The sequence below is a fragment of the Streptomyces luteoverticillatus genome (genome assembly GCF_003970715.1).
Taxonomy (GTDB): Bacteria; Actinomycetota; Actinomycetes; order Streptomycetales; family Streptomycetaceae; genus Streptomyces; species Streptomyces abikoensis.
In genome coordinates, this window is record NZ_CP034587.1 from 7,262,115 (window position 1) to 7,286,215 (window position 24,101).

The following is a 24,101-nucleotide window of genomic DNA, read 5'->3' on the forward strand; positions in this document are numbered from 1 at the left end:
CTTCAGGACAACTGCGGCGGAAGGGGCTTGCGAGGGCCTTGAGCGGCGTGGCAACCATATGCCGGAAGCCGGACGCGTGCCGAGGAAATGCCGCTGTCCCAAGGCTTCGTGCGGCGATGAGCCGCCACTGACGCCTCTCCGGGCAAAAGGTTGCCCGAATGGCCCTTGAAATCGAGGAGAGATTTATGCGTGACTTCAAGCGTGCGCGCTACGCGGCCGCTGTCCTGGCCGCCGCGGCCACCGGCATCGCGCTCGGCGCGGGACCGGCGGCGGCGGACGTCCCGATCGGCCGGGCCGTGACGGGCAAGATGACCTACTACACCGACAAGGGCTACGGCGCCTGCGGAACTCCCATCGACGCGACCTCCCAGGACCTGGTCGCGGTCTCGGCCGCGTGGTGGACGTCCGGCAACCCCAACAACGACCCGCTCTGCAAGGGCATATCGGTGGAAGTGAGCTACAACGGCAAGTCCATCAGAGTGCCGGTCAAGGACAAGTGCCCCTCGTGCGACCGCAACCACATCGACCTGAGCCAAACGGCCTTCCAGAAGCTGGCTCCGCTCGACAAGGGCGTGGTCAACGGCATCACCTGGAAGTTCGTCCGCTGACGGAGGCGGGCCCCGGGCGCTGCTGACCTCGGGGGCGGGGAGCACGGCGTTCCCCGCCCCCACCGGGCACGTCCCCCGCACCGTCCGTCGGCGGCACCGGCAGCCCGTCCCCCGGGGACGTGACCCGCAGGCACAGCACAGCGTTGAGCAGCAGCAGTGCCGCGTAGACCCACACCAGGCCCCGGAAGCCGAACGAACCGTATGTCACCGTCCCGATCAGTGGGCCGACCGCGACGCTCAGCCCGGCGCCCAGGGTATACACGCCCATCACCTGGCCCTGTCGCTCCGGCGCCTGGGCGATCATCATCGCGGGCAGCGGTACGTACCCCGCCAGCCCCGCGCCGTAGACGGCGACCGCGACCGCCGCCACCGGGAAGTCGTAACCGGCCGCGGCGGGCAGGTAGTAGCAGAGCAGACAGCCGACGGCGCCGAGCACGCCACCGAACAGGGCACAGGTCTTGCGCCCGCTCCAGTTGTCGCCCAGCACACCGAACACCAGCAGGGCGCCCAGGTTGGCGACCATCATGACGACGAGCAGGGAGTTCCACTCCCCGTCGCTGAAACCCAGGTCCCGCACGAAGAAGGGCATGAAGACCCACATGCCGAACGACGGTGTGGTGTTGATGAGCCGGATGACCAGGCTCACGCCCAGCTTCGGCTTCTCCACCAGGATCCGGAACGTGCCGGCCAGCTCGGCCCGCGCGTCCCGGCCCGGCGCCAGGCCGCTGAACCCCGTCCGCTCGCGGAGCAGCAACAGGACGACGAGAGAGCCCGCGAGGATCACCGCCAGGGACAGCCACAGCGTCCGGTAGAAGCCGAGGGACGGCGTGACCGCGGCGAAGACGAAGGAGCCGATGATCGGGTACCCCGAGCTGTAGCAGAACCAGAACCAGCCGACCGCCTTGCTCTGGTGGTCCCTCGGCGCCACCGCCATGACCCACGACAGGAAGCCGTAGGCGAACATCGGATAGCCGAAGCCACGCAGCCCGTACGTGACCATGACGAGCCAGTAGCTCCCCGCCGGGACGGCGACCCCCAGCATCAGGGCGTGGAACAGCACCCAGATCACCGCCCCCGCCGCCATCACCCGCCGGGGGCCCCACCGGTCGGACAGCAGACCCGCGCCCAGGAACGAGGCCACGGCCGCGGTGACGCCGTAGACGGTGATGATCGCGCCGGCGCCGGTCGCGGAGAACCCGAGGTCGTCGCCGAAGTACTTCGACAGATAGCTCGTCTCCACCCCGTCGCCGATCATGAACAGCAACAGGCCGACGTACCCCCAGAAGAGGGGCCGGGGGATGCCCATCCGGTCCAGCGTGTGCCGTGCGGTGGGGGAGTGGGGTGCGAGGCCGCCCGGCCCGTTCCGGCCGCTCATGACGTCCTCGTCCCCGTCGGCACGATGTGGAGCTTGCGGCCGGTTCCGGCGCGGAAGGCGGCCACCGCCTCGTCGAAGCCCTCCAGCCCGAAGACATCGCTGACCAGCGGGTCCAGGTCGAGCCCGGCGGCGAGCAGGTCGATGGCGGGCTGGAAGCTGTTGTGCACGGCCATCGAGCCGATGATGTCGATCTCGCGGTTGTAGACCGCGAAGGGGGAGAAGGCAGCGGTGCGCGCCGGGTCGGCGACACCGAACTGGAGGAACGTGCCGCCCTTGCGGACCCGGGTGAGCCCGTCCTCGATGGCGGCGACGACGCCGGTCGCGTCGATGACGACCTCGAAGCCCTGCGGCCGGTCCAGCACGTCCGCGTCCGTCGCCACGGCGTCCGCCGCGAACGACTCGGCGAAGGCCAGCCGTTCCGCGTTGACGTCGACCACCGAGACGGAGGCGGCGCCCGCGCCGCGCACCACCGCGGCCATCATCAGCCCCATGGTGCCCGCGCCGTAGATCAGATAGTGCTCGCCGGGGCGGCGCGGCAGCCGGTTGAGGCCGTGCACCGCGCATGACAGCGGTTCGACCAGGCCCGCGGCCGCGTCGGACAGCTCGTCCGGCAGGACGTAGGCGCAGCGGGCCGGCACGGCGACGAATTCGGCGAAGCCGCCGTCACGCGTGACGCCGATCGCGCTGTAGTCGTCGCAGAGGTTGCCGCGCCCGATACGGCAGTAGTGGCAGGCCCCGCAGGGGAGGTTGGGGTCGACGGCGACCCGGGCGCCCACCGCCGGCGCCGTCACGCCCGCGCCGAGGGCCACGACCCGCCCGGTCAGCTCGTGCCCGGGCACCAGCGGATACCCGGCGGAGGGCAGTTCGCCGCCCAGGATGTGCATGTCCGTGCCGCACAGGCCGCACGACGACACTTCGACGACGACCTCGCCGGGGGCCGGGACGGGATCGGCTGTTTCGGTCAACCGTGCCTCACCGGGACCGGTGACCACTACTGCTCGCATCGGCTCGCTCCTCACTTCCTTGTGCGGACTTCCTTGTGCGGTGGCGGGACCGTAACCTCGACGTAAACGCTTGCGCAAGCGTTTACGTCGAAGAAGCCATGAGGTAATTTCGAGATCGGCATCGACGACGGCAGCGGCGGACGACGACAACAGCGGTGGACACCCCGCCGCACAGGAGGCTCGGGGACCATGGCAACGATGGCGGACGTGGCCCGGCACGCGGGCGTCTCCGTGGCCACCGTCTCCCACGTCCTCAACGCGACCCGCCCCGTGCGCCCCGCCACGCGCGACGCCGTCCGGGTCGCCATCGACGAACTGGGCTACACCCACAACACCCTCGCCCGCTCCCTGGTGACCTCCCGTACGAAGTCCATCGGGCTCGCCGTCTCCGCCATCAGCAACCCGTACTTCACCGAGATCTTCCAGGGCGTCGAGGCGAGCACCCTCCAAGCCGGCTACAGCCTCCTCATCGTGGACCCGCACGACGACCCGGAACACGAGCTCAAGGCCGTCCGGCTGCTCCACGAGCGGCGAGTCGACGGCATGATCGTCGCCCCGTCCGCCGCCCCCGGCGCCATGCTCGACCACCTCGACCGGATGAAGGTGCCCACCGTCTTCCTCGACCGCCTCGTGGGCGACGCCTACGACCAGGTGTGCGCGGAGAACGAGGCGCCGATGGCCCGACTGGTCGCCCACCTGGCCGAGCGGGGACACACCCGCATCGCCCTGATCGCCGGAACACCCGGCCTCAGCACCACCACCGAACGCGTCGCCGGCTACCGCACCGGCCTGGCCGAGGCCGGCCTCCCGTACCGCCCCGAACTCGTCGTCGACGGCAACTCCCAGGCCGCCGGCGCCGAACGGGCCACCCACCACCTCCTCGGCCTCGACCGGCCGCCCACCGCCCTGGTGACCGCCAACAACGCCATGACCATCGGCGCCCTCCAGGCCCTGCGCGCGACGGGCCGCAGCGCCCCCGGCGACATGGCGCTCGCCTGCTTCGACGACTTCTCCTGGGCCGACCTGTTCGAACCCCGCCTCACCGCCATCGCCCAGCCCAGCCGCGACATCGGCGCGGCAGCGGTCGGCCTGCTCCTGGACCGGCTCGCCGACCCCGACCGCGCCCCCCGCACCCTCCGGCTGCCCTGCGCCTTCGTGCACCGCGGCTCCTGCGGCTGCACGGACTGAAGTGCCGACCGAAGCCCTGACCGACGCTCACATCCGCTGACCAAGACCTGTCGAAAGGCACCGACCACACATGATCATCGTCGCCGGGGAAGCCCTCATCGACCTCGTCCCCGCAGGGCCCGCCACCGACGACGAGCTGCCCGCCCTCCTGCCCCGGCGCGGCGGCGGACCCTACAACACCGCCGTCGCCCTCGCCCGCCTCGGCTCCCCGGCCGCCTTCTGCTCCCGGCTGTCCACCGACCACTTCGGTGAGGCACTCCTGCGCGCCCTGACGGCGGACGGCGTGGACACCTCCCTGGTCCAGCGCGGCCCCGAACCCACCACCCTGGCGGTGGCGCACATCGGCGAGGGCGGCTCGGCCACCTACACCTTCCACGCGGAGGGCACCGCCGACCGCCTCTTCCGGCTCCCCGCCGGCCTCCCCCCGGCGGCCCGCGCCATCTCCTTCGGCACCTGCTCCCTCGTCCTGGAGCCGGGAGCCGGGGCGTACGAGGAACTGATGCGCCGCGCGTCCGGGAACGGCCTGTTCACCGCGCTCGACCCGAACATCCGGCCGGGCCTCATCCCCGACGCCGACGCCTACCGGGCCCGCTTCCGCTCCTGGCTGCCCCACACCACCGTGCTCAAGCTCTCCGAGGAGGACGCGGCCTGGCTCGCGGAATCCACCGACCTCGAGGCCGCCGTCGATGAGTGGCTCGCGTCGGGTCCGTACGCCGTCGTGCTCACCCGGGGCGGCGCCGGCCTGACCGTCCGCACCCGCGACGGCGTCGAGGTGTCCGTCCCCGGCACGGAGACGGACGTCGTGGACACCATAGGAGCGGGCGACACCGTCAACGCCGCGCTGTTGCACCGCCTCGACCACCACGGCGCGCTCACGGGCACGCCCGCCCTGGACGCGGACCAATGGCGCGACGTCCTGGCCTTCGCCGCCCGCGCCGCCGCGCTGACCTGCTCCCGGGCGGGCGCCCAGCCGCCGTACGCCTCGGAACTCGAGGGCCCGATCCCGCGCTGACCCGCCTGACCGCTGACCGCTGATTGACGCGACGAGCCGGCGCCCGCCCCCACTTCCGCCCGGCCCGGGCGGCGCGGGCCGCTGGGAAGCGGGATGCGTGCACACCGGAGCGCGTCGGCCTCCGGCACGCCGGACGGCGCCTCGGCGGGATTGTCAGTGCCCCCTGCCATGCTGAGAGCCGATCGTCTCCCGCAAGGCCCGCCCGGCCCCCGCCGGGCGCACCGACACGCTCCCGCGGCCGAAAGGGCACCCATGCTGACGTCCACCCAAGTCCCCGGCGGGCCGGCCTGGCTCGACCTCGGCACCCCCGACATCGACGCCGCCGTCGCCTTCTACGGCGCGGTCTTCGGCTGGGAGTACGCCTCGGCCGGCCCCGCCGTCGGCTACGGCTTCTTCCGGCTCGGCGGCAGAACCGTCGCCGGTGTCGGGCCCCTGACGGAGGAGGGGGCCGGCTCGGCCTGGACGGTGTACTTCCGCGCGGAGGACGCCGATGCCACGGCGAAGGCCGTGGAGCAGGCGGGCGGCACGGTCCGCATCGCGCCGGGTGACGTCTTCACCGCCGGCCGGATGGCCGGCTTCACCGACCCCACCGGCGCCGAGTTCGCGGTCTGGCAGGCCCGTGACGTGCGGGGGCTGGATCTGGTCAACGAGCCGGGCTCGGTCAGCTGGGTCGAGCTGTACACGACGGACCTGGCCGCGGCGGACGCGTTCTACCGTGCCGTCCTGCCCTGGGACACCCGGGACCTGCCGGTGGGCGGCGGCCTCCAGTACAAGGTCGCCGGGCCTGCGGGCGGCGGAGTGGAGACCGTGCACGGTGGCCTCATGCAGCTGCCCGAGGGGCACCTGGCGGCGGGTTCCCGCTCCGAATGGCACCCCTATTTCGAGGTCGCCGACTGCGACGCAGCGGTGGCCTCGGCGGCGGGGCACGGTGCCATCGTCCTCATCGAGGCCATGGACGCCCCGGGCATCGGACGCGTGGGCATGTTCCTCGACCCCTTCGGAGCCCCGTTCGCGGTGATCAGAAGCGCCGAGTCCTGACTTCGCCTCGAGGCCCGGCGTGGTCAGCGCCCCTCGCCGGGCGGCGTGCCGCAGCTCGGACCGCCCGGGCCGTCGAACTGCACGGAGCTGAGGAAGTCCCGGTAGGCGGGGAAGAAGTTGCCCTTGCCGGTCGGCCCGGCGGACGTGACGGTCGTGCAGCCGGTGTAGTTGGCGTCGGACCAGAGATGGATGGTCGAAGATGTGCGGTTCCAGTCCGATTCTGCCCGGTCGTTCATGCCGAGAGGGGCGAGGTCCGGCGTGCTTCCGCGTAGCTGGATCATCTCGCCGGTGCCGTCGAGGCCCGAGAACATGCAGTAGTAGCCGACAGGGCAACGGTCGTACCCGCCGGCGGCGTGGGCTGTGGAGACCGGCAGCACGGTGCCGGCCAGTGCGGCCACCGGAACGAGCAGTGTACGCAAGGCGTTTCTCATGTTCGTGTGTCTCCCCGGGCCGGATGACGAAGCCGCGTTGACGAGCCGTTGCGTCAAGGATCGAGGAACCGGCGCTCGGCGCCAAGGGCTGTGCCCACGTTCACCCCTGGGGGTATGTGTCGTGAATTCCTCGCCTCGGCCGCCGATTTCCCGTCACCTGTTTGACCGGTGACGTCAGTCTGTGTGACAGTCGGCCATCGAAGAAGCCGGCGCACATGAACGCACGGAGTGATTCGCATGATCAACAGACGTGACTTCGGCAAGGCCGTGGGGCTGGGCACGAGCGCGGCCGCCGTTTCGCTGACCGGACTGGGGGGCTCGTGGAGCGCGTCCGCCGAGACCCGGAGCGCGTCCGGGACACCGACGCCGACATCGGCAGCCACCCTTCCGCAGCTGAAGCAGATCAAGGCCGGCCTGCTGAACGTCGGCTACGCCGAACTGGGCCCCACCCACGGGCCCGTGGTCATCTGTTTGCACGGCTGGCCGTACGACATCCACAGCTACGTCGACGTCGCCCCTCTGCTGGCCGAGGAGGGCTACCGGGTGATCGTCCCGTATCTGCGCGGTCACGGCACGACGCGCTTCCTCTCCGGCCGGACGTTCCGGAACGGCCAGCAGTCGGCCCTCGCCGTCGACCTCATCGCCCTGATGGACGCCCTGAAGGTGGAGAAGGCCGTTCTGGCAGGCTTCGACTGGGGCTCGCGCACCGCCGACATCGTCGCCGCGCTCCACCCCGAACGCTGCAAGGCCCTTGTCTCGGTGGGCGGGTACCTCATCACCGATCGCCAGGCGAATCTGAAGCCGCTGGCCCCCGAAGCCGAACACGCCTGGTGGTACCAGTACTACTTCGCCACCGAACGAGGCCGGCTCGCCATGGAGGACAAGGCCCTGCGGCACGACCTGACCAGGCTCGTCTGGGACACCGTCTCCCCTACGTGGGAGTTCGACGACGCCACGTTCGAGCGCACCGCGGCAGCGTTCGACAATCCCGACTACGCGTCCGTCGTCATCCACAACTACCGCTGGCGGCTGAGCCTCGCCGACGGCGAGCGCCGCTACGACGGACTCGAGAAGCGGCTCGCCGCGCGGCCGGTCATCGAGGTACCCACCGTCACCCTCGACCCCGAACGGGACCCCTTCACGGCTCCGGGCGCCGACGCCTCGTACCGCGACAGGTTCACGGGCGCGTACGAGCACCGAACCCTGACGGGGATCGGCCACAACCTGCCCCAGGAGGCGCCCGAAGCCTTCGCCCAGGCCGTCGTCGACGCCGACCGATTCTGACGAAGCATCCGGAAGTATCCGCCCGAGATTGAACGGAGTCCGACATGGAACACGGCAGCAACACCGACACCACTGCCGTGGCGGCACGCCGAGCGCGCTTCGGCCGGCTGCCCGAGCGAATCCGCTACGAGGACATGGTCGAGGAAAGGGCGGCCTCGGTGAACGACTCGGCGCGTCACGCCCACGACTCCGAGGGGTCGTGGAAGTTCTTCTCCTGCGTCGCCGTCGACCTCGGCCTCTGAGCGGAGCGCCGGCGGCGGATCTTGCTCGACGCCACACCAGTCACCTGCCAGACTGGTGATGTGAATCTCGACCATGTCTTCGTATGCGGTAATCCGGCACTTGACTTCGCCGCGACGCTGCGAGCGCGCCGCTCGGTGCGCTTCGAGATGTTCACGACGCCCGGCAGGCTGAACGCCTGGCACGTGGAGTCCGGCCTCGTCGACGCGGTCTCCCCCGGGCAGGAGGCCGACGTCGAGCAGGCGAGGGCCGTACGGGAGGCGATCTACCAGCTCGTCACAGCCCGTCGGCTCGGGCAGGAGTACGACAGGGCGGCGCTGACCGTCGTGAACAACGCGGCACGCAAGCCGCCCGCGGTGCCGCAGCTCACTCCGGCGGGGCGATGGACGCAGGCGACGCCGGAAGAAGCCCTCTCCATGGTGGCGCGGCACGCCGTCGAGCTCCTGAACGGGGCGGACGTGCCCCTGCTCAAGGAGTGCGGCAACCCGGAGTGCACCCGCACCTACATCGACCGCTCGCGGGGCATGCGCCGGCAGTGGTGCGGGATGGACTCCTGCGGCAACAAGATCAAGGCAGCCGCGTACCGCGCCCGCAAGAAGACCACGCCCGCAACGTCCCGCTGAGCCGGTCCGATCCGCCTCCGCTCGAATCCGAGCCGCGATCCGCCGCACGTCCGGCTCCCGTTCCACCCCCTCCCCGTTCCGCCCGGATCGTCTTCCGGCCGACGCCGCGTACCCCCTCACCGGTTGAGTCGACCAGCCGTGTCCAGCAACACAATCGCTCGACATTGTCGACTGACAATGTCGTCTGTACGTTGGGCCCCACTCGACTGCTGGAGTGCGACGAAAGGCAAGGCCCATGACGCACACCCCCGTTGGCGCCGCCCGGACGATCCCCGAGCGGCCGGCGCTGCCCCTGATCGGCCATGCCCTCGACCTGCTCAGGGGCGCCGACGGCCACGCCCTTCTGATGAAGGAGGTCAAGGAGCTGGGGCCGGTGTTCCGGCTCCGCGCCTTCGGGACCGAGACCGTCGTCGTCGGCGGCCTGGAGCTGGTGACGGAGCTGTCGGACGAGTCCCGGTTCCGCAAGAGCCTGTCCCCGGACCTGATCGAGGTCCGCCGGTTCGCCGGGGACGGCCTGTTCACGGCCTTCGGCCACGAGCCGAACTGGCGCAAGGCCCACGACATCCTGATGCCGGCGTTCTCGCTCGGCGCGATGCGCGACTACCACGGCACCATGCTCCGGGTCGCCCGGTCCCTGATCGCCGAGTGGGACCGGGCCGCCGGGGAACGGGCGGTGAACGTGCCCGAGGACATGACCCGGCTGACCTTCGACACCATCGGACTGTGCGGCTTCGGCTACGACTTCCAGTCGTTCCGCCGGGACCGGCTCCACCCCTTCGTCGACGCGATGTCACGGACGCTGGCCTTCGCCCAGGAACGGGTCGAATCCATCCCGGGCGCGGAGCTGTTCAAGCGGAAGCAGGCCGAGCGGTTCCGCCGGGACGTCGAGCTGATGACGGATCTGGTCGACGAGGTCGTCCGGCGGCGCAGGGCATCCGGCGACACGAGCACGGACGACCTGCTGGGCCGGATGCTGCACACCCGGGACACGGTGACCGGCGACCCCCTGGACGACGTGAACATCCGCAACCAGGTGATCACCTTCCTCATCGCCGGGCACGAGACCACCAGCGGCGCCCTGTCCTTCGCCCTCCACTATCTGACCAAACACCCCGAAGTGCTCGCGCGGGCCCAGGCCGAGGTGGACGCCCTGTGGGGGGACACGGACACCCCGGAACCCGACTACGGCGACATAGGCAGGCTCACCTACATCCGGCAGGTGCTCAACGAGAGCCTGCGGCTGTGGCCGACCGCACCCGGCTTCGCCGTGGAACCCCTTGAGGACACCGTCATCGGCGGCGAGTACGCCGTGCGCAAGGGGCAGACGCTGACGATCTACACCCCGGCCCTCCACCGCGACCCCGCCTGGGGCGAGAACGTCGAACTGTTCGACCCCGAGCGCTTCACGCCCGAGCGGGAGGAGAAGCGCTCGGTCCACCTGTTCAAGCCGTTCGGCAACGGCGAACGCGCCTGCATCGGCCGCCAGTTCGCCCTCCACGAGGCCACCCTGCTGCTCGGCCTGCTGACGCACCGCTACCGGCTGATCGACCACGCCGACTACCAACTGAAGATCAAACAAACCCTCACCATCAAGCCCGACGGCTTCACCCTCGAACTGGCCCGGCGCACCGACGACGAGCGCCGCCGCCCCACGGCCGCCGCGAGCGACGCCCCCGCCGGCCGGGACGGTTCCCCGACCCGACGGGCCACGGGCACCGCGCTCACCCTTCTGCACGGCTCCAACCTCGGCACCTGCGCGGGCATCGCCCGCGATCTGGCCGCGGCCGGTGACGAACGCGGGTTCGCTCCGACCGTGACACCCCTCGACGACTACGCGTCAGGCGAGAGGCTGAGCGCCGTCGAGGGCCCGGTCGTGATCGTGGCCGCCTCCTACAACGGCAGGCCCACCGACGACGCCGCCGAGTTCGTCGCGTCGCTGGACGGACTCGAGCCCGGCTCGCTCGATGGCGTCCAGTACGCCGTGCTCGGCGTCGGCGACCGCAACTGGGCGGCCACCTATCAGCGCGTCCCCTCCCTCATCGACGAGCGCCTGACGGCGGCCGGCGCCACCCCACTGCTGGAGCGCGGCGCCGCCGACGCCTCCGGTGACTTCGCGGGCGCCGTGGGCCGGTGGACGGACGACCTGTGGACCGCCTTGCTGGAGCGGTACGGCCACCCAACGGCCGCCGGGCCGGAGGAGCCCCAGGGGCACCCGGGCCTGTACGAGATCCAGGACGCCTTCGAGTCGGTCACCGGCGAACTCGCGGCACGGCACGGCGTACAGCCGATGGAAGTGCTCGACGCCTACGAACTCGTCGACATGAGCCATGAACTCGGCCGGTCCAAGCGCTTCCTGAGGCTGCGGCTGCCCGAGGGCGTCACCTACCGCACCGGCGACCACCTGGCCGTGCTCCCGAGCAACCCGGCCGCCCTCGTACGGCGGGTCGCCGACCGGTTCGGCCTCGACCTGGACCGTACCGTCCGGCTCCACGCGCGCCGCCGCGGCGGCGACTCCCTGCCCGTCGACCGCCCGCTGACCCTGCGCCGGCTGCTGACCGACTTCGTGGAGCTGCAGGACCCCGCCACCCGGGAACAGATCGCCGTGCTCGCCGAGCACACCGCCTGCCCACCCGAGAAGCGCCCTCTCGCCGAACTCGCCGCGGCGGACCCCGAGACCTTCCGCGCACGCGTGACGGCCGCCGGACGCAGCGTCCTGGACCTGCTGGAACACCACCGCGCCTGCGAGCTGCCCTTCGCCCGCTTCCTGGAACTGCTCCCGGTCCTCCGCCCGCGCCACTACTCGATCTCCTCGTCCGCCCAGGCGTCGCCCGGCGAGGTGGACCTCATGGTGTCGCTGCTCGCCGCACCCCACCGAAGCGGCGAGGGCACCTTCCGCGGCATCGCCTCCCATCACCTCCGGAACGTGACGGCGGGTGACACCCTTCATGCCCGCGTCCTGCCGTGCGGCGAGACCTTCCGGCTCCCCGAGGACCCGTCCGTGCCGGTCGTCCTGGTCGGCGCGGGCACCGGGCTGGCACCCTTCCGGGGTGCGATCCTCGACCGGCTGTACACCCGGTCGGCCGGAGCGCTGCTGTGCTACTTCGGCTGCGACCACCCCGACGTCGACTACCTCCACCGCGAGGAGTTCGAAGCCGCCGAGGCGGCCGGAGCCGTGAGCATGCGCCCGGCCTTCATGCACGCGCCCGAGAACGGCGCCCGCTTCGTCCAGGACCGCATCACGCGGGAGAGCGAGGAGATCTGGGCCGTACTGAAAGCCGGCGGCCTGGTCCGCGTCTGCGGCGACGGCCGCCGCATGGCCCCCGCCGTGCGGGAGGCGCTCATGACCGTCCACCGTGAGCACACCGGCGGGTCCGACGAGGAGGCCGCCACCTGGCTGGTCTCCCTCGCCGAGTCCGGTCGCTACGCCGAGGACGTCTGGGCCGGCTGACGACGTCCGTCAGCCCGCCACCCGCCGGCCCGTCGGCATCTCCGCCGGCTCCAGCCGCCCCCCGGCCAGGGCGAGCGTCGCGGAGACCAGGACCCGGAGGCCGACGTCCTCCGAGAACTCGTCCGGCGCGTAGAGGCGCTGCAGCGTCAGCCCGTCGAAGCCGGCGAGGAAGAACCGCGCGATCGTCTCCGCGGGCTGGGCGAGCTCGTACCCGGCCCGCGCCGCCGCCTCGGACACCAGCCTCGCCGTCACCTCGCCCACCCCCCGGTAGTAGCCCTCGTAGGCCTCGCTCAGACCGGGGGTCCGCAGGGCGAGCATGCTCAGCTCGGTGAGCAGCCGGTAGCGGGTCGGCTCCTCCCGCACGGTGCGCCACGAGGCGTGGGCCAGCGCGGCGATCGTCTCCTCGAATCCGGCGTCCTCGGGCGTCGCCCGCTCGACCCGCGCGGTCAGATCGTCGGTGAGCCGCTCCAGGACCGCCCGGTACAGGTCCGCCTTCGTACCGAAGGTGTAGTGGACCGTGGCCTGCGCGACGCCGAGCTCGGCGGCGATGGCCCGTGTGCTGCCGGCGGCGACGCCCTCCCTGGTCATGAGGTCGATGGCCGCTTTGATCAGCTGAGGGCGGCGCTCGGCCGCGGAGACGTGAGCCATCGCCCCATCGTACCGACCCAGTCGGACGAACGAGTCGTACGACCAGGTCGAGGTCCCCGTCTCAGCCGTCCACCTCCCGCCGCCGGGCGGCGGACGCGGCGCCCACGAGGAAGAGCGCGGCCCCGAAGGCCTGGACGATCGCCAGCCCCATGAACGTCCGCTGGATGCCCGCGGATTCCACGGCGGTGCCCGCCGCCGCCAGGCCCAGAGTGCCCCCGACAGCGCGCCGGCCGCGATCACGGTGAGGGTGGAGGAACGCAGCGGCGCCGGGATGGCGGCGGTGCGCACCGCCGCCATCGGGGCGTTCGACACACCGTTCAACAGCCCCACCACGACCAGGAAGACCGTCAGCGCACCCGGCCCCAGCGGAAGCAGCAGGGCCAGGAAGGCGATGCCCTGGCCCGCCCGGCCGAGGACGGCCAGGCGCAGGTTGGACAGCCGGCGCAGGGCGGGCCCCACCAGGAAGGTGCCCAGCAGCGCGCCGCCGCCGAAGGCGCCCAGCAGCACACCGGACAGGGTCGACGATCCGTGCCGCAGCAGGACGAAGACGGGGATGAGCGCGAACAGGGCCTGCCAGGCGCTCTCGCCGAGGATCTGGGCGAGCGTCCAGTGGCCGAGCATCCGGTCCCGGAACAGGACGGCCATGCTGTCGCGCAGCCGGCCGCGGCGCGGTGCCACGGCGATGGGAAGGTCGCGCGGCAGGCCCCAGCGGAGCAGGATCGCGGAGCACAGGAAGCTGAGTGCGTCCAGGAACAGCACGGCCGGGGCCCCCATCGCCGCGATGAGCAGTCCGGCGGCCGGCGGTCCGAGCAGGATGGTCAGGCGGGTGGCGCCCTGGAGGCGGGCGTTCGCCTTGCTGAGCAGCGTCTCGTCGTCGCCGACGAGGGCGGGCAGGATGGCCTGCTGGCTGGCCACGTAGGGGGCGAAGAAGGAGCCCACCGCGAAGAGCAGCACCATGAACACCGGCGTGCCGAGCAGTCCGGCCGAGTGCAGCAGCGGCACCAGGGCGATCAGCGGCGCGCGGGCGGTGTCGGCGAGCAGCAGCACCTTCCGGGGGCCCAGCCGTCCCGCGAGGGAGGCACCCAGCAGGCCGAAGACCGCGACGGCGACCATCTGAGCGGCCATCACCTTGCTCATGGCGGCCGGCGACCCGGTGCTCTGCAGGGCGAACCACGGCAGTGCGACGGCGCTCAGCTGGGAGCCCGTCATCGACAGCACCTCCGCGCACAGCAGCGTCCGGAGCGTGGCCCGGTGGTCGGCCATGGCCGTGGCCGTGGCTGTGGTCGCGGTTGCCGGAGTCGGCGGTGAGGCGGCGGGGCTTGTCGATTCCATGTCGTCCTTCGCGGATTCCATGTCGTCCCTTTCGGTTGGTGGAGGCGGATCCCCGGGCCCCTTCGGGCCCGGGCCGCGCCGCCCGAGGAGGTCTCGGGGGCGCGGCCCGGGCCGGCGGGGGCGGTCAGCGGCGGCGCTGGGCCTGCCGTGCGGCGGCGGCGCTGCGGGAGCGGGCCGCCCGGTCGCGCAGGTCGATCCGGGCCCGGGACCCGTCGGCCCCCGTCGCGTCCGCCGGCCTCGGGTGGTCGCCGAGGGCGTCCGCGAGGGCCGCGACCGTCGGGTGCTCGAAGAGCCGCGAGATCGGCAGGTCCCGCTCGAGCACGGCCGTCAGCCGGCTGTGCAGCTTGGCCAGCAGCAGGGAGTTGCCGCCCAGGTCGTAGAAGTTGTCGTGGGCGCCGACCTCGGCCAGGCCCAGGACTTCCGACCACACCTCGGCGATCCGCCGCGCCAGACCCGTGCCGGGCGCGACCCAGTCGGAGCGGGTCGCCAGGTCCTCGCGCCCCGGCCGGGGCAGCGCGGCCTCGTCGACCTTGCCGTTGGGCGTCAGCGGCAGCGCGTCCAGCCAGACGGCGGCCTCGGGGACCATGAAGGCGGGCAGTTTGGCGCGCAGCCGCCCGATCAGCTCCGTCGCCTCCGGGCGCCGCCCGGTGCCCGGCACCAGATAGGCCGTCAGCGCCGGGGAGCGCTTCGGGTCCGCCTGCACCCGGGCCAGGGCCACCTCGGGCTCGGCCAGCAGGACGGCCTCGATCTCGCCCGGCTCGATCCGGTAGCCACGGACCTTGACCTGCCGGTCGGCGCGGCCGAGGAACTCCACGGTGCCGTCGGGCAGCCGCCGGCCGAGGTCGCCGGTGCGGTAGACCACTCCGGGCTCGCCGTCCGGCCCCGTGGGGCGGAAACGCTCGGCGGTGAGTCCGGGCCGGCGCCAGTAGCCCGCGGCGACGAGGGCGCCGCCCAGGCAGATCTCGCCCACCACACCGGCCGGGCAGCGCCGGCCCCGGGCGTCGAGGATCAGGGCCTCCACCCCGGCGAGCGGCCGGCCCAGCCGGTTCAGCGGGCCCTCCTGGTCGCCGGTGAACTCGTGGTGCAGCGCGAACACGGTGGTCTCGGTGGGCCCGTAGACGTTGCGCACCCGGTAGGGGAGATCGGTGGGCGGCCACTGGGTGAAGGCCGCGCCGCCCACCAGGAGGTGGCGCAGGTGCCGGGGCGCCGGGGTGCCCGCGTTCCACATGGCCTCGGCGAGCGGGGTCATCACCAGGCAGGTGGAGATCCGCCGCTCGTCCAGCCAGCTCGCGAGCTCGGGGGCGAGCACCGGGCCCTCCAGCGGGACCACGCAGCCGCCCGAACCGAGGGCCGACCAGATGTCCCACTGCGAGGCGTCGAAGCCGGGGCTGAGGACCTGGGCGACGCGGTCGTGCGGCCCGAGGCCGAACGACTCACGGCCCCACAGCACCAGCCGCCCGAGGCCGCCGTGGCGGACGGCGACGCCCTTGGGGCGGCCGGTCGTGCCGGAGGTGTAGATGACGTAGGCCGTGGACTCGGGATCGGGGACGCGCAGGGTCACCGGGGAGGCGGTGATATCCATGGCGAGGGCGCCGCTGACATCGAGCACCGGGCGGCCCGTGGCGGCGAGCCGCGCGCGCAACGCCGGGTCGTCGGTCAGGACGGCGCAGGCGTCCAGGTCGTCCAGGATGAAGTCGATCCGGTCGTCGGGGTGTCCCGGCTCGATCGGGGAGAACGCGGCCCCGGCCTGCCACGCGGCCAGCATCGCCACGGGCAGTGCGGCGCCCCGGCCGAGCACGAGCGCGACCACGGGATCGGTGGCGCGCAGATGCGGACGGATCCGGTCGGCGAGCGCGTCGGCGCGTTCGGCCAGGCTCCGGTAGTCGAGCGTGCCGTCGGCCGTCTCCACCGCCGGCGCCCCGGGCTGCCGCGCGCACCAGTGGGCCACGAGCTCGGGCACGGTGGTGACGGGCGGCGCGGCCGGGCCGCGCTCGGCCGCCAGGAGCGGCGCGAGGTCGGTGCCGGTCAGCTCCAGTTCGTCGATGGGCGCGTCCAGCCGGTCGGGCAGCGCGTTCATGATCCGGCCGAGGAGCGTGGCGAACTGGGCCACGTCGGCGGGCCGGTAGCGGTCGCCCCGGTAGGTCACCACACCGCTGAGCGCGCTTCCGTCGATGGTGAGCACCACGGTCAGCCCGAGCTTGCCGAGGAAGCCGGCGCCCTGCCGGTCGAAGTCGAAGGGCGTCAGCGGCCGGCCGGCCAGGGTGGGCTGCCGGTCGCTCGCGGTCTCCAGGCTCAGCTGGACGTCGGCGTACGGGGTGCGGCCCGGCCTGCGGGGCGGGTTGAGGCGGTCGACGATCTCCTCGAAGGGCGCGTCCCGGTGCTCCACGGCGCCCAGCAGCTCGGCGCGCATCGCGTTCAGCAGGTCGAGCACCGTCGCCCCGTCGGCGGGACGCGACCGCAGGACGACCGTGTCCAGGCACGGCCCCAGCAGATCGGCGAACTCCGGCTCGTCACGGTGGGCGAGCGGCCCGGCGAAGACCACGTCGTCCGTGCCGGTCCAGCGGTGCAGCAGCGTGGCCAGGGCGGCGGCCGCCGTCAGGTACGGGGTGAAGCCGTGCTCCCGCAGCAGCGGACGCCAGCGCTCCAGCAGACCGTCGGCCAGGGGGATCGGCACGGCGCCGTTGGGGCCGCTCGTCCGGGGCGCGGGGAAGTCCAGGTACGGCGGGGCCCCGGCCAGGTGCTCGGCCCAGTGGGCGAGGTCGGCGGCGCGCTGCGAGCCCTCCCGCCGGGCCTCCTGGGCCGCGACGTAGTCCCGGTACTGAACCCGCCCGCGCGGGGCGGCCGCGCCGGGCGAAGCGACGTCCACGGCCACGTCTGCGACCACCTCTGAGGCTGCCGGGAGCAGCCGGAGCGGCTCGCCGCCGACGGCGGCCGGCAGCCCGAGACCGTCCAGGGGCAGGTCCAGCAGCTCGGGCAGTCCGGCGAGCAGTCGGCCGAACGCCTCGGCCAGCAGCCGGACGTCCTCGGCGGCGAACCGGTCGCCCCGGTAGGAGAAGGCGCCGGAGAGCGTGCCGTCCTGCTCGGAGAGGGTGACGGTCAGCGCGAACTTGGTCTCCTGCTCCCAGAAGGAGTCGAAGAACAGCGGGCGCAGCTCGCTGCCGCCGAGCACGGTGCGACGGCCGCTGAGCAGGTTCATGTTCAGCGCGACGTCCGCGTAGGGCGTCCGGCCCGGGCGCCGCTCCGGCCGCAGCCGCTCCATCAGTTCGTCGAAGGGGGCGCCGCGGTGCTCGAACGCCTCCAGCACCTCGGACCGCATGGCCCGCACCGCGTCCCGCAGCGTTGCGTCCACGGTGGGACGTGACCGCAGCACCGTCAGGTCCAGGCAGGGCCCGAGGAGCTCGGCGAAGCGGCCTCGGTCGCGGGTGGAGACGGGGACGCCGAAAGTGACGTCCGGGCGGCCGGTCCAGCGGTGCAGCAGGACGGCCAGCGCCGTGGCGGCGGCCATGAACCAGGACACGCCCTGCTCGGACTGCAGCCGGCGCAGCCGCTCCATGGTGTTCGCCGGCAGCGGGATCGCGACCGCGCCGTTCGGCCCGGGCACCGTCGGCTCGGGCAGGTGGGCGTACGCGGGGGCGCCGGCGAGCCGTTCGGTGGCGTGGGCGAGGTCGGCGGCGCGGCGATCGCCGTCGCGTTCGGCCTCCTGGTCGGCCACGAAGTCGCGGTACTGGACGGCGGGCGGCTCGGCCGCCCGGCCCTGGGCGACCGCGTTCCAGGACCGCTCCAGTTCGCGCAGCAGCACCGGCACCGACTCGCCGTCGACCACCAGGTGGTGGAGGCAGAGCAACAGGACGCGGTCCGTGCCGCCGGTGTCCGCCAGGGCCACCCGCAGCAGCCGGCCCGAGGCCGGGTCGAAGGGGCGGCGCGCCGCCCGGTCGAGCCAGTCCCGCAGACCGTCGTCGGGCGCGACGGCGGCCCGCAGGTCGAGCGGCTCGATCTCGGGGCTCCACGCCTCGCCGATCAGCTGGCGCAGCCGGTCCCCGTGCTCCACGAAGCGGGTGCGCAGGATCTCCTGGCGCCGGATCAGGTCGTCCAGCGCCCGGCGCAGCAGACCGGCGTCGAGCCCGGCCTCGGCCCGCCAGGCGAGCACCACGTTGTAGCGGGCGTCGTCCGGGGCGGCGCGCTCGGCCAGCCAGATGCGCTCCTGGAAACCGGAGGCGGGCAGCAACTGCCCCGTCGTCGCCTCGTCCGCACCAGCGGAAGCGGCGCCCGTGGGGGCCGTTCCCGTGTGGGCGTCGACCAGGTCGGCGAAGTCCTGCAGCCGGGGGCTCTCGAAGAGGGTACGCAAGGGGAGAGCGGGGCCGAAGTCGCGGGTGACCCGGCCCAGCATCCGCACGGCCAGCAACGAGTGGCCGCCGAGGGCGAAGAAGGAGTCGTCCGCGCCGACCGAGGGCACGCCCAGCAGTTCGGCCCACAGGGCGGCCAGCGTCCGCGCGGTGGGGGTGCGCGGCTCGCCCGTCCCGGCGCTCTCCAGCGGCACGCCGTCGGCGCGCAGGGCCGCCGTGTCCAGCTTGCCGTTGGCGGTCAGCCGGATCTCCGGCACGGTGCGGAACCGGGCCGGGATCATGTACTCGGGCAGCTTGGCCCCCAGGTGCCGGCGCAAATCGGCCCCGGTCGGCGGCTCACCGGCGGTCAGCAGATAGGCGACGAGCCGGTCGTCCTCGACCAGCACGGTGGCGTCCGCCACGGCCGGGTGCTCGCGCAGACAGGACTGGATCTCGCCGAGCTCGATGCGGTAACCGCGAAGCTGCACCTGCGAGTCGCCGCGGCCGAGGTACTCCAGGGAGCCGTCGGGGCGGTAGCGGGCCAGGTCACCGCTGCGGAAGAGGGTGCCGCCACCGAACAGATCCGGCACGAAGCGCTCGGCGGTCAGCTCCGGGCGACCCAGATAGCCGGCCGTGACGCCCTCGCCGCCGACCAGGATCTCGCCGACGGCCCCCACCGGCAGCAACCGGCCCCGGGTGCGCGGATCGACCAGGTGGACGGTGGTGGTCGGGATGGGGGTGCCGATCACACTGCGGTCGGCGTCCGCGTCGGCCCGGGTGACGGTGCGGACGGTCACGTGCACGGTCGTCTCGGTGATCCCGTACATGTTGACCAGCCGGACCTGCGGGCGGCGGTCCAGCCAGCCGCCGAGCATCGCGGGCTGGAGCTGCTCCCCGCCGAAGATCACATAGCGCAGGTGGTCGAGCGGGGCCGGGGACTCCTCCTCCACCGCGAGCAACTGCCGGAAGGCGCTGGGCGTCTGGTTGAGGACGGTGACCCGCTCCCGCTGCAGCAGTCGCCAGAACTGCCGGGCGTCGCGGGCCTCTTCCTCCGGGACGACGACCACCCGGCCACCGTGGGCCAGCCCGCAGAACAGCTCCCACACCGAGAAGTCGAAGGCGTACGAGTGGAACATCGTCCACACGTCGGCGGAGCCGAAACTGAAGGGGAAACGGTCGTTGACCATGAGCCGGACGGCGTTGCGGTGGCTGACCACGACGCCCTTGGGGCGCCCGGTGGTGCCGGAGGTGTAGATGCAGTACGCGGGGGAGTCGGGGCCGGTGTCGGGCAGCGCCGCGCCGTCGGCGCCGGGCGTCGCGGCGAGCTCCTCGGACGTCACCACGGTGCCCGTGAAGCCGGGTTGCCCGGCTGTGCCCTTCTCGGACGTCACCACCACGCCCGTGAAGTCAAGACGTCCGGCCGTGTCCTCGTCGGCCACCACGAAGCGGGTGCCGGAGTCGGAGAGGATGAAGGACTGCCGCTCGGCCGGCACCGCCGGGTCGATCGGCAGGTACGCCGCCCCCGCCAGCAGGACCGCCAGCATCGCCTCGGCCTGGGCCAGGCCCCGGGGCAGCAGCAGGGCCACCAGCTCGCCCGGCCGGACCCCGCGCGCCACCAGGCCCCTGGCGAGCAGCTCCGCGCGGGCCCGCAGCTCACCGTAGGTGCGGTGCTCCTGCCCGTGGGACAGGGCCACCGCCTGCGGCCGCACGGAGGCCTGCTCGCGCACCAGCGCGTGCAGCGTGGTCCGCGGGTACTTGGCCTCGGTGGCGTTCCACACCGCCAGCTGGGTGTGCGCCTCCTGCTCGGTCAGCGGATCGGCCTCGCCGACCGGCTGCCCGGGCGCGGCGAGCAGCTGCTCCAGCAGCCGCCCGTAGTGCTCGGCCATCAACTGGATCTGCGGCTCGTCGAAGTACAGGCCGTTGAAGACCAGCCGGCCGTCCAGGGCGGCGCCGTCGGGGCGCAGGAAGAGCGTCAGGTCGTACTTGCCGTAGCCGCTGCCCTCCTCGACGAGCCGCGCGCCGGTGCCGTCGGGGAGGATGAGGGAGCGCGGTCCGGCGGCGTAGCAGAAGAACACGTCGAACAGTGCGGTCCGGCTCATGTCCTTGCCGGGGTCGAGCCGTGCCACGAGCTCGTCGAAGGCGGCGAGCGGGTGGTTGCGGGCGCGGTCGAGCGCGGTGCCGGCCGCGGCGGCCAGATCGTCGAACGAGGCCGAGACCGGGGTACTCAGCCTCAGCGGCAGCAGGTTCGCCAGCGGCCCCACGACCGTGCCGGATCCGTCCCGGCGGTTGGCGTCGGCGACGCCGAGCACCATCTCGTCCTGGCCGGAGTACCAGCTCAGCAGCACGGCGAAGGCGGCGAGCAGCACCTGCTCCTCGCTCAGCCCCCGCTCCGCCGCGAAGCGTTCGAGCGGCAGGCTCGCGGGCAGGCGCAGCGGGACGGACTGCTCCCGGTAGACGTGCACCGCCTCGCGCGGGCGACGCTCGGGCAGCCGCAGCGGGTCGATGTCGCCGCGCAGCTCCTCGGCGCGGGCGGTGAGGTCGCGCTCCTTGCGGTCCTCCAGGAGGGCCTCCAGCCAGTCGCGGTAGCCGGGACCCGCGTCCGGTGAGGCGTCGGGTGCGGCGTCGGGGGCGGTCAGGATCTGCTCGGCGAGGACGGTCAGGGAGACCCGGTCGACCACCGCCTGGTGCCCGGCCAGCGCGAGCCACGCCCCACCGTCGGTGTCGGGCTGGACGGCCACGCGCAGCAGCGGACCGGCGGCCAGGTCGAAGGGCTCGGCGGCCCAGGCGCGCAGGGCGGCGGGAACGGCGTCGACGGGATCGGCGTGGCCGGCGTGGTCGGCCACCGGCTCGAACCAGTGCGGCGCGATGCGGGTGCCGGAGGTGACGCACTGGGCGATCCGGTCGTCGACGAGGACCAGAGTGGTCCGCAGCGCCTCGTGGGCCCGCTCCACCCGGGTCACCGCCGCGCGCAGCGCCTCGGGCTCGGGCGCCCGGTCGAGCCGTACGTACAGCGGCAGGTTGTGGTAGACGGGCGGCCCGTCGTAGACCACACCGCGCTCGAAGTGGTCGATGAAGCCCATCCGGCCCTGGTGCGCGGAGGCCGGGTGGAGCGCACCGGCCTCGACGGGCTCCGGGGCCCGCACGACCGGCCCGACGGCCGCGTAGCAGTCGGCGAGTTCCCGCAGGAAGACACCGGCCGAACCGCCGTCCCACACGAGGTGGTGGAGACAGACGAACAGCACCTGGTCGTCCTCGCCCAACTGGACCAGCGCCGCCGTCAGCAGCCGCCCCGAGGCGGGCTCGAACGCGTGGTGGGCCAGCCCGTTCAGCCGCTCGCGCAGGACGTCCTCGCGGTCGTCGCGGCCGCGCAGGTCGAGGAACTCCGGCTCCGGCGACCACGGCTCGTCGACGACCTGCCGCAGGCGCCCGTCGTGCTCCACGAAGGACGTGCGCAGGATCTCGTGCCGGGATACCAGCAGGGCCAGCGCCCGCGCGAGGGCACCCTTCTCCAGCCCGCCGGGTATGCGCCAGGCGAGCGGCACGTTGTACGCGGCGCTCCCTGGCTCCAGCCGCTCGGCCAGCCAGATCCGCTCCTGGAAACCGGAGGCGGGGAACGACGACCGGGGCTCCTTGGCCGCCACTACCTCGGCCGCCGCCTCCTCGGCCTCCTCCTCGAGCGGTCCGGGGGTGCGCAGGGTGTCGATGTGGGCGGCGAGCTCGCCCAGACGGGGGTGCTCGAAGACGGCGCGGACGGAGGTGTCGAGATCGAGGCGCCGGGTGATGGCGTCGGCGAGCTCGGCGGCGAGCAGAGAGTGTCCGCCGAGTTCGAAGAAGGAGTCGTCGGGAGTGATGCCGTCGATGCCGAGGACGTCCTGCCACAGCTCGATCAGCGCGGTGGTGGTGGCGCTGTCCGCCGAGGCCGCCTGCCTGGCGGCGGCGACCTCGGAACCGGAACCGGAGCCGGAGTCTGAATCGACTGTGCCGAAGCGGACCCGGGGCGCCCGCTCCCCGAGTCGCTCGCGCAGCAGGTCGGTCAGCTGCGTGGCGGGCACGTCGGCGGTGGCGGCCGGGTCGAGGGTCAGGCGGGCGGCGAGTTCGGCGTCGCCGCCGGTCGGCGTCACCACGGCGTGTCGCACGGCGGGGTGGTCGCACAGCAGGGCGGCCACCTCGCGGGTGTTCACCGGGCCCGTCACCGCGTCGACGCGCTCGCCGAGCGCGCCCACGGGCGCGTGCGGGTCCGTTGCGACGGCGGTCAGCACCTCGGTGTAGTGCGCCGCCATCATCGCCACCAGGGTGGGACCGCAGGCCCCGGAGGGGTCCTTCCACAGCACATGGGTGCCGCCGGAGTCCTCCCGGACCATGACGGCGAGGGTGTAGTCGGCGCTGCTCTCCATGTCGAGCAGGCTCAGCACGCACCCCACCCCGTCGGGCGCCCCGTCCGGCCGCAGCTCGAACCGCTGCACGTCGACGTCCTGGCGCAGCCCGGCGTGCCAGTACTGGAAGACCGTCTGGTGGCTGCGCGCGTGCGCCTGCCAGCCGGTGAGGCCGACCTCGCGCAGGATCGCCGGCAGCGGCAGGTCGCCGTTGGCCATCGCGGCCTTGACGTCGCCGCGCAGGGCGCGGATCAGCTCGGCGTAGCTCTCCGTTCCCCCGACCCGTCGGCGGATGGGCAGGGCGTTGACGAAGTAGCCGACCTTGTCGCGCAGTTCCCCGGCCGAGCGGCCGTGGTACGGGATCGAGGCCAGCAGGTCGTCCTCGCCCGCGAAGCGCCGCAGCAGCGCGAAATACGCGCCGAGGAGCACGGTGAAGTACGACACGCCGAGCTCCTCGGCCCGCGCCCGCAGGCGCGGCACCAGGGGGGCGGGCACCTCGGTGCTGAGCACGGTGTAGCCGGGCTCGTCGACGCTCGCGGGCAGTTCGTAGCCGGTGCCGTCGCCGAGCGCCGTGCGCCAGTGGGCGCGCTGTGCGTCGCCGGCGGAGGTGTCGGTTAGTTCGCGGGAGCGCCGGGCGAAGGCGGTCAGCGGCCCGATGTGGTCGGCCGGGGCCAGGGGCTGCCCGGCGTAGGCGCGGCGCAGCGCGTCCAGCAGCAGCAGGACCGAGGCGCCGTCGTGGACCAGGTGGTGCACGGCGATCAGCAGCACGCTCCCCTCGTCGCCGTGCAGCACGTCGACCCGCGCCAGCGGGCCTGCGGTCAGGTCGAACGGGCGCTGCCAGGTGGCCCGTACAGCCTGCACCGGGTCGCCCGGGACGGTGTGCTCGGTCACCGGGATCGGCGGCGCGTCGGCCCAGCTCAGCCGGGGGCCTCCCGGGCCCTCCACGACCCGCGCGCGCAGCTGCGGGTACGCCTCGCCGAGCGCGGCGACGGCGCGGCGCAGCCGCCGCGGGTCGAGCGTGCCCGTGACGCGGTACGGGGTCGGGATGATGTGCGTCCACTGGAGCGGGTCGAGCCGCCAGGAGATCCACATGGCCTCCTGGCCGACCGAGAGCGGGAGTTCGCTGCCGGTCGTGGGGACCCCGGGGGCGTCGGTCATGGTCGGTTCCTCGCTCA

At 73.2% G+C, this 24,101-nt stretch carries 13 protein-coding genes and 1 pseudogene; 8 read left to right on the forward strand and 6 right to left on the reverse strand.

All coding sequences use genetic code 11. From position 1 onward, the window contains the following. Positions 1 to 185: 185 nt before the first annotated feature. The gene (locus EKH77_RS32320) at positions 186 to 608 is read left to right on the forward strand and encodes a cysteine/serine endopeptidase inhibitor (protein WP_126917710.1); all 423 of its coding nucleotides are present in this window, start codon (positions 186 to 188) and stop codon (positions 606 to 608) included. Here the strand turns inward: EKH77_RS32320 and EKH77_RS32325 are convergent. Both EKH77_RS32325 and EKH77_RS32330 read right to left on the reverse strand, forming a co-directional pair. Next, a complete protein-coding gene (locus EKH77_RS32325; protein ID WP_240667666.1) occupies positions 586 to 1,983 on the reverse strand; it encodes an MFS transporter in 1,398 nt (465 codons plus the stop codon). The genes EKH77_RS32320 and EKH77_RS32325 overlap by 23 nt on opposite strands. Continuing rightward, a complete protein-coding gene (locus tag EKH77_RS32330) occupies positions 1,980 to 2,987 on the reverse strand; it encodes a zinc-dependent alcohol dehydrogenase family protein (protein WP_126917711.1) in 1,008 nt (335 codons plus the stop codon). Before EKH77_RS32330 ends, EKH77_RS32325 begins: the two co-directional genes overlap by 4 nt. Before the next feature lie 189 nt (positions 2,988 to 3,176). On the opposite strand from EKH77_RS32330, the gene EKH77_RS32335 reads away from it, so the two are divergent. From EKH77_RS32335 to EKH77_RS32345, 3 genes are all read left to right on the forward strand, one after another. Then, complete coding sequence (locus EKH77_RS32335; protein WP_126917712.1) at positions 3,177 to 4,175, forward strand: LacI family DNA-binding transcriptional regulator; 999 nt, start codon at positions 3,177 to 3,179, stop codon at positions 4,173 to 4,175. Positions 4,176 to 4,245: 70 nt separating this feature from the next. Then, positions 4,246 to 5,187, forward strand: a complete 942-nt coding sequence (locus EKH77_RS32340) for a carbohydrate kinase family protein (protein ID WP_126917713.1) — start codon at positions 4,246 to 4,248, stop codon at positions 5,185 to 5,187. 252 nt (positions 5,188 to 5,439) lie between these two features. After that, on the forward strand, positions 5,440 to 6,225 hold the full coding sequence (locus tag EKH77_RS32345) for a VOC family protein (RefSeq protein WP_126917714.1): 786 nt from the start codon (positions 5,440 to 5,442) through the stop codon (positions 6,223 to 6,225). 23 nt (positions 6,226 to 6,248) lie between these two features. On the opposite strand, the gene EKH77_RS32350 is transcribed toward EKH77_RS32345, so the two are convergent. Continuing rightward, positions 6,249 to 6,623, reverse strand: a complete 375-nt coding sequence (locus tag EKH77_RS32350) for a peptidase inhibitor family I36 protein (RefSeq protein WP_240667667.1) — start codon at positions 6,621 to 6,623, stop codon at positions 6,249 to 6,251. A 270-nt stretch (positions 6,624 to 6,893) separates the two neighbouring features. On the opposite strand from EKH77_RS32350, the gene EKH77_RS32355 reads away from it, so the two are divergent. The 4 genes from EKH77_RS32355 (at position 6,894) to EKH77_RS32370 (ending at position 12,251) form a co-directional block, all read left to right on the forward strand. Further along, on the forward strand, positions 6,894 to 7,940 hold the full coding sequence (locus EKH77_RS32355; protein WP_126917716.1) for an alpha/beta fold hydrolase: 1,047 nt from the start codon (positions 6,894 to 6,896) through the stop codon (positions 7,938 to 7,940). A 44-nt stretch (positions 7,941 to 7,984) separates the two neighbouring features. Next, positions 7,985 to 8,182, forward strand: coding sequence for a hypothetical protein (locus EKH77_RS32360; protein WP_126917717.1), 198 nt, complete (start codon positions 7,985 to 7,987; stop codon positions 8,180 to 8,182). Between the two features lie 60 nt (positions 8,183 to 8,242). After that, positions 8,243 to 8,803, forward strand: coding sequence for a CGNR zinc finger domain-containing protein (locus EKH77_RS32365; RefSeq protein WP_126917718.1), 561 nt, complete (start codon positions 8,243 to 8,245; stop codon positions 8,801 to 8,803). A gap of 235 nt (positions 8,804 to 9,038) precedes the next feature. Next, entirely contained in the window at positions 9,039 to 12,251 is a 3,213-nt protein-coding gene (locus EKH77_RS32370; protein WP_126917719.1) for a bifunctional cytochrome P450/NADPH--P450 reductase, read from the forward strand. Positions 12,252 to 12,260: 9 nt separating this feature from the next. On the opposite strand, the gene EKH77_RS34210 is transcribed toward EKH77_RS32370, so the two are convergent. The 3 genes and pseudogenes from EKH77_RS34210 to EKH77_RS32380 form a co-directional block, all read right to left on the reverse strand. Further along, a complete protein-coding gene (locus EKH77_RS34210) occupies positions 12,261 to 12,899 on the reverse strand; it encodes a TetR/AcrR family transcriptional regulator (protein ID WP_240667821.1) in 639 nt (212 codons plus the stop codon). Positions 12,900 to 13,109: 210 nt separating this feature from the next. Beyond that, positions 13,110 to 14,252 (reverse strand): annotated as a pseudogene (locus tag EKH77_RS34215) (MFS transporter); the annotation flags it as partial. A 103-nt stretch (positions 14,253 to 14,355) separates the two neighbouring features. Beyond that, positions 14,356 to 24,084 (reverse strand): non-ribosomal peptide synthetase, encoded by a 9,729-nt coding sequence (locus tag EKH77_RS32380; protein WP_126917721.1) that lies wholly within the window; start codon positions 24,082 to 24,084, stop codon positions 14,356 to 14,358. Positions 24,085 to 24,101: the final 17 nt, after the last annotated feature.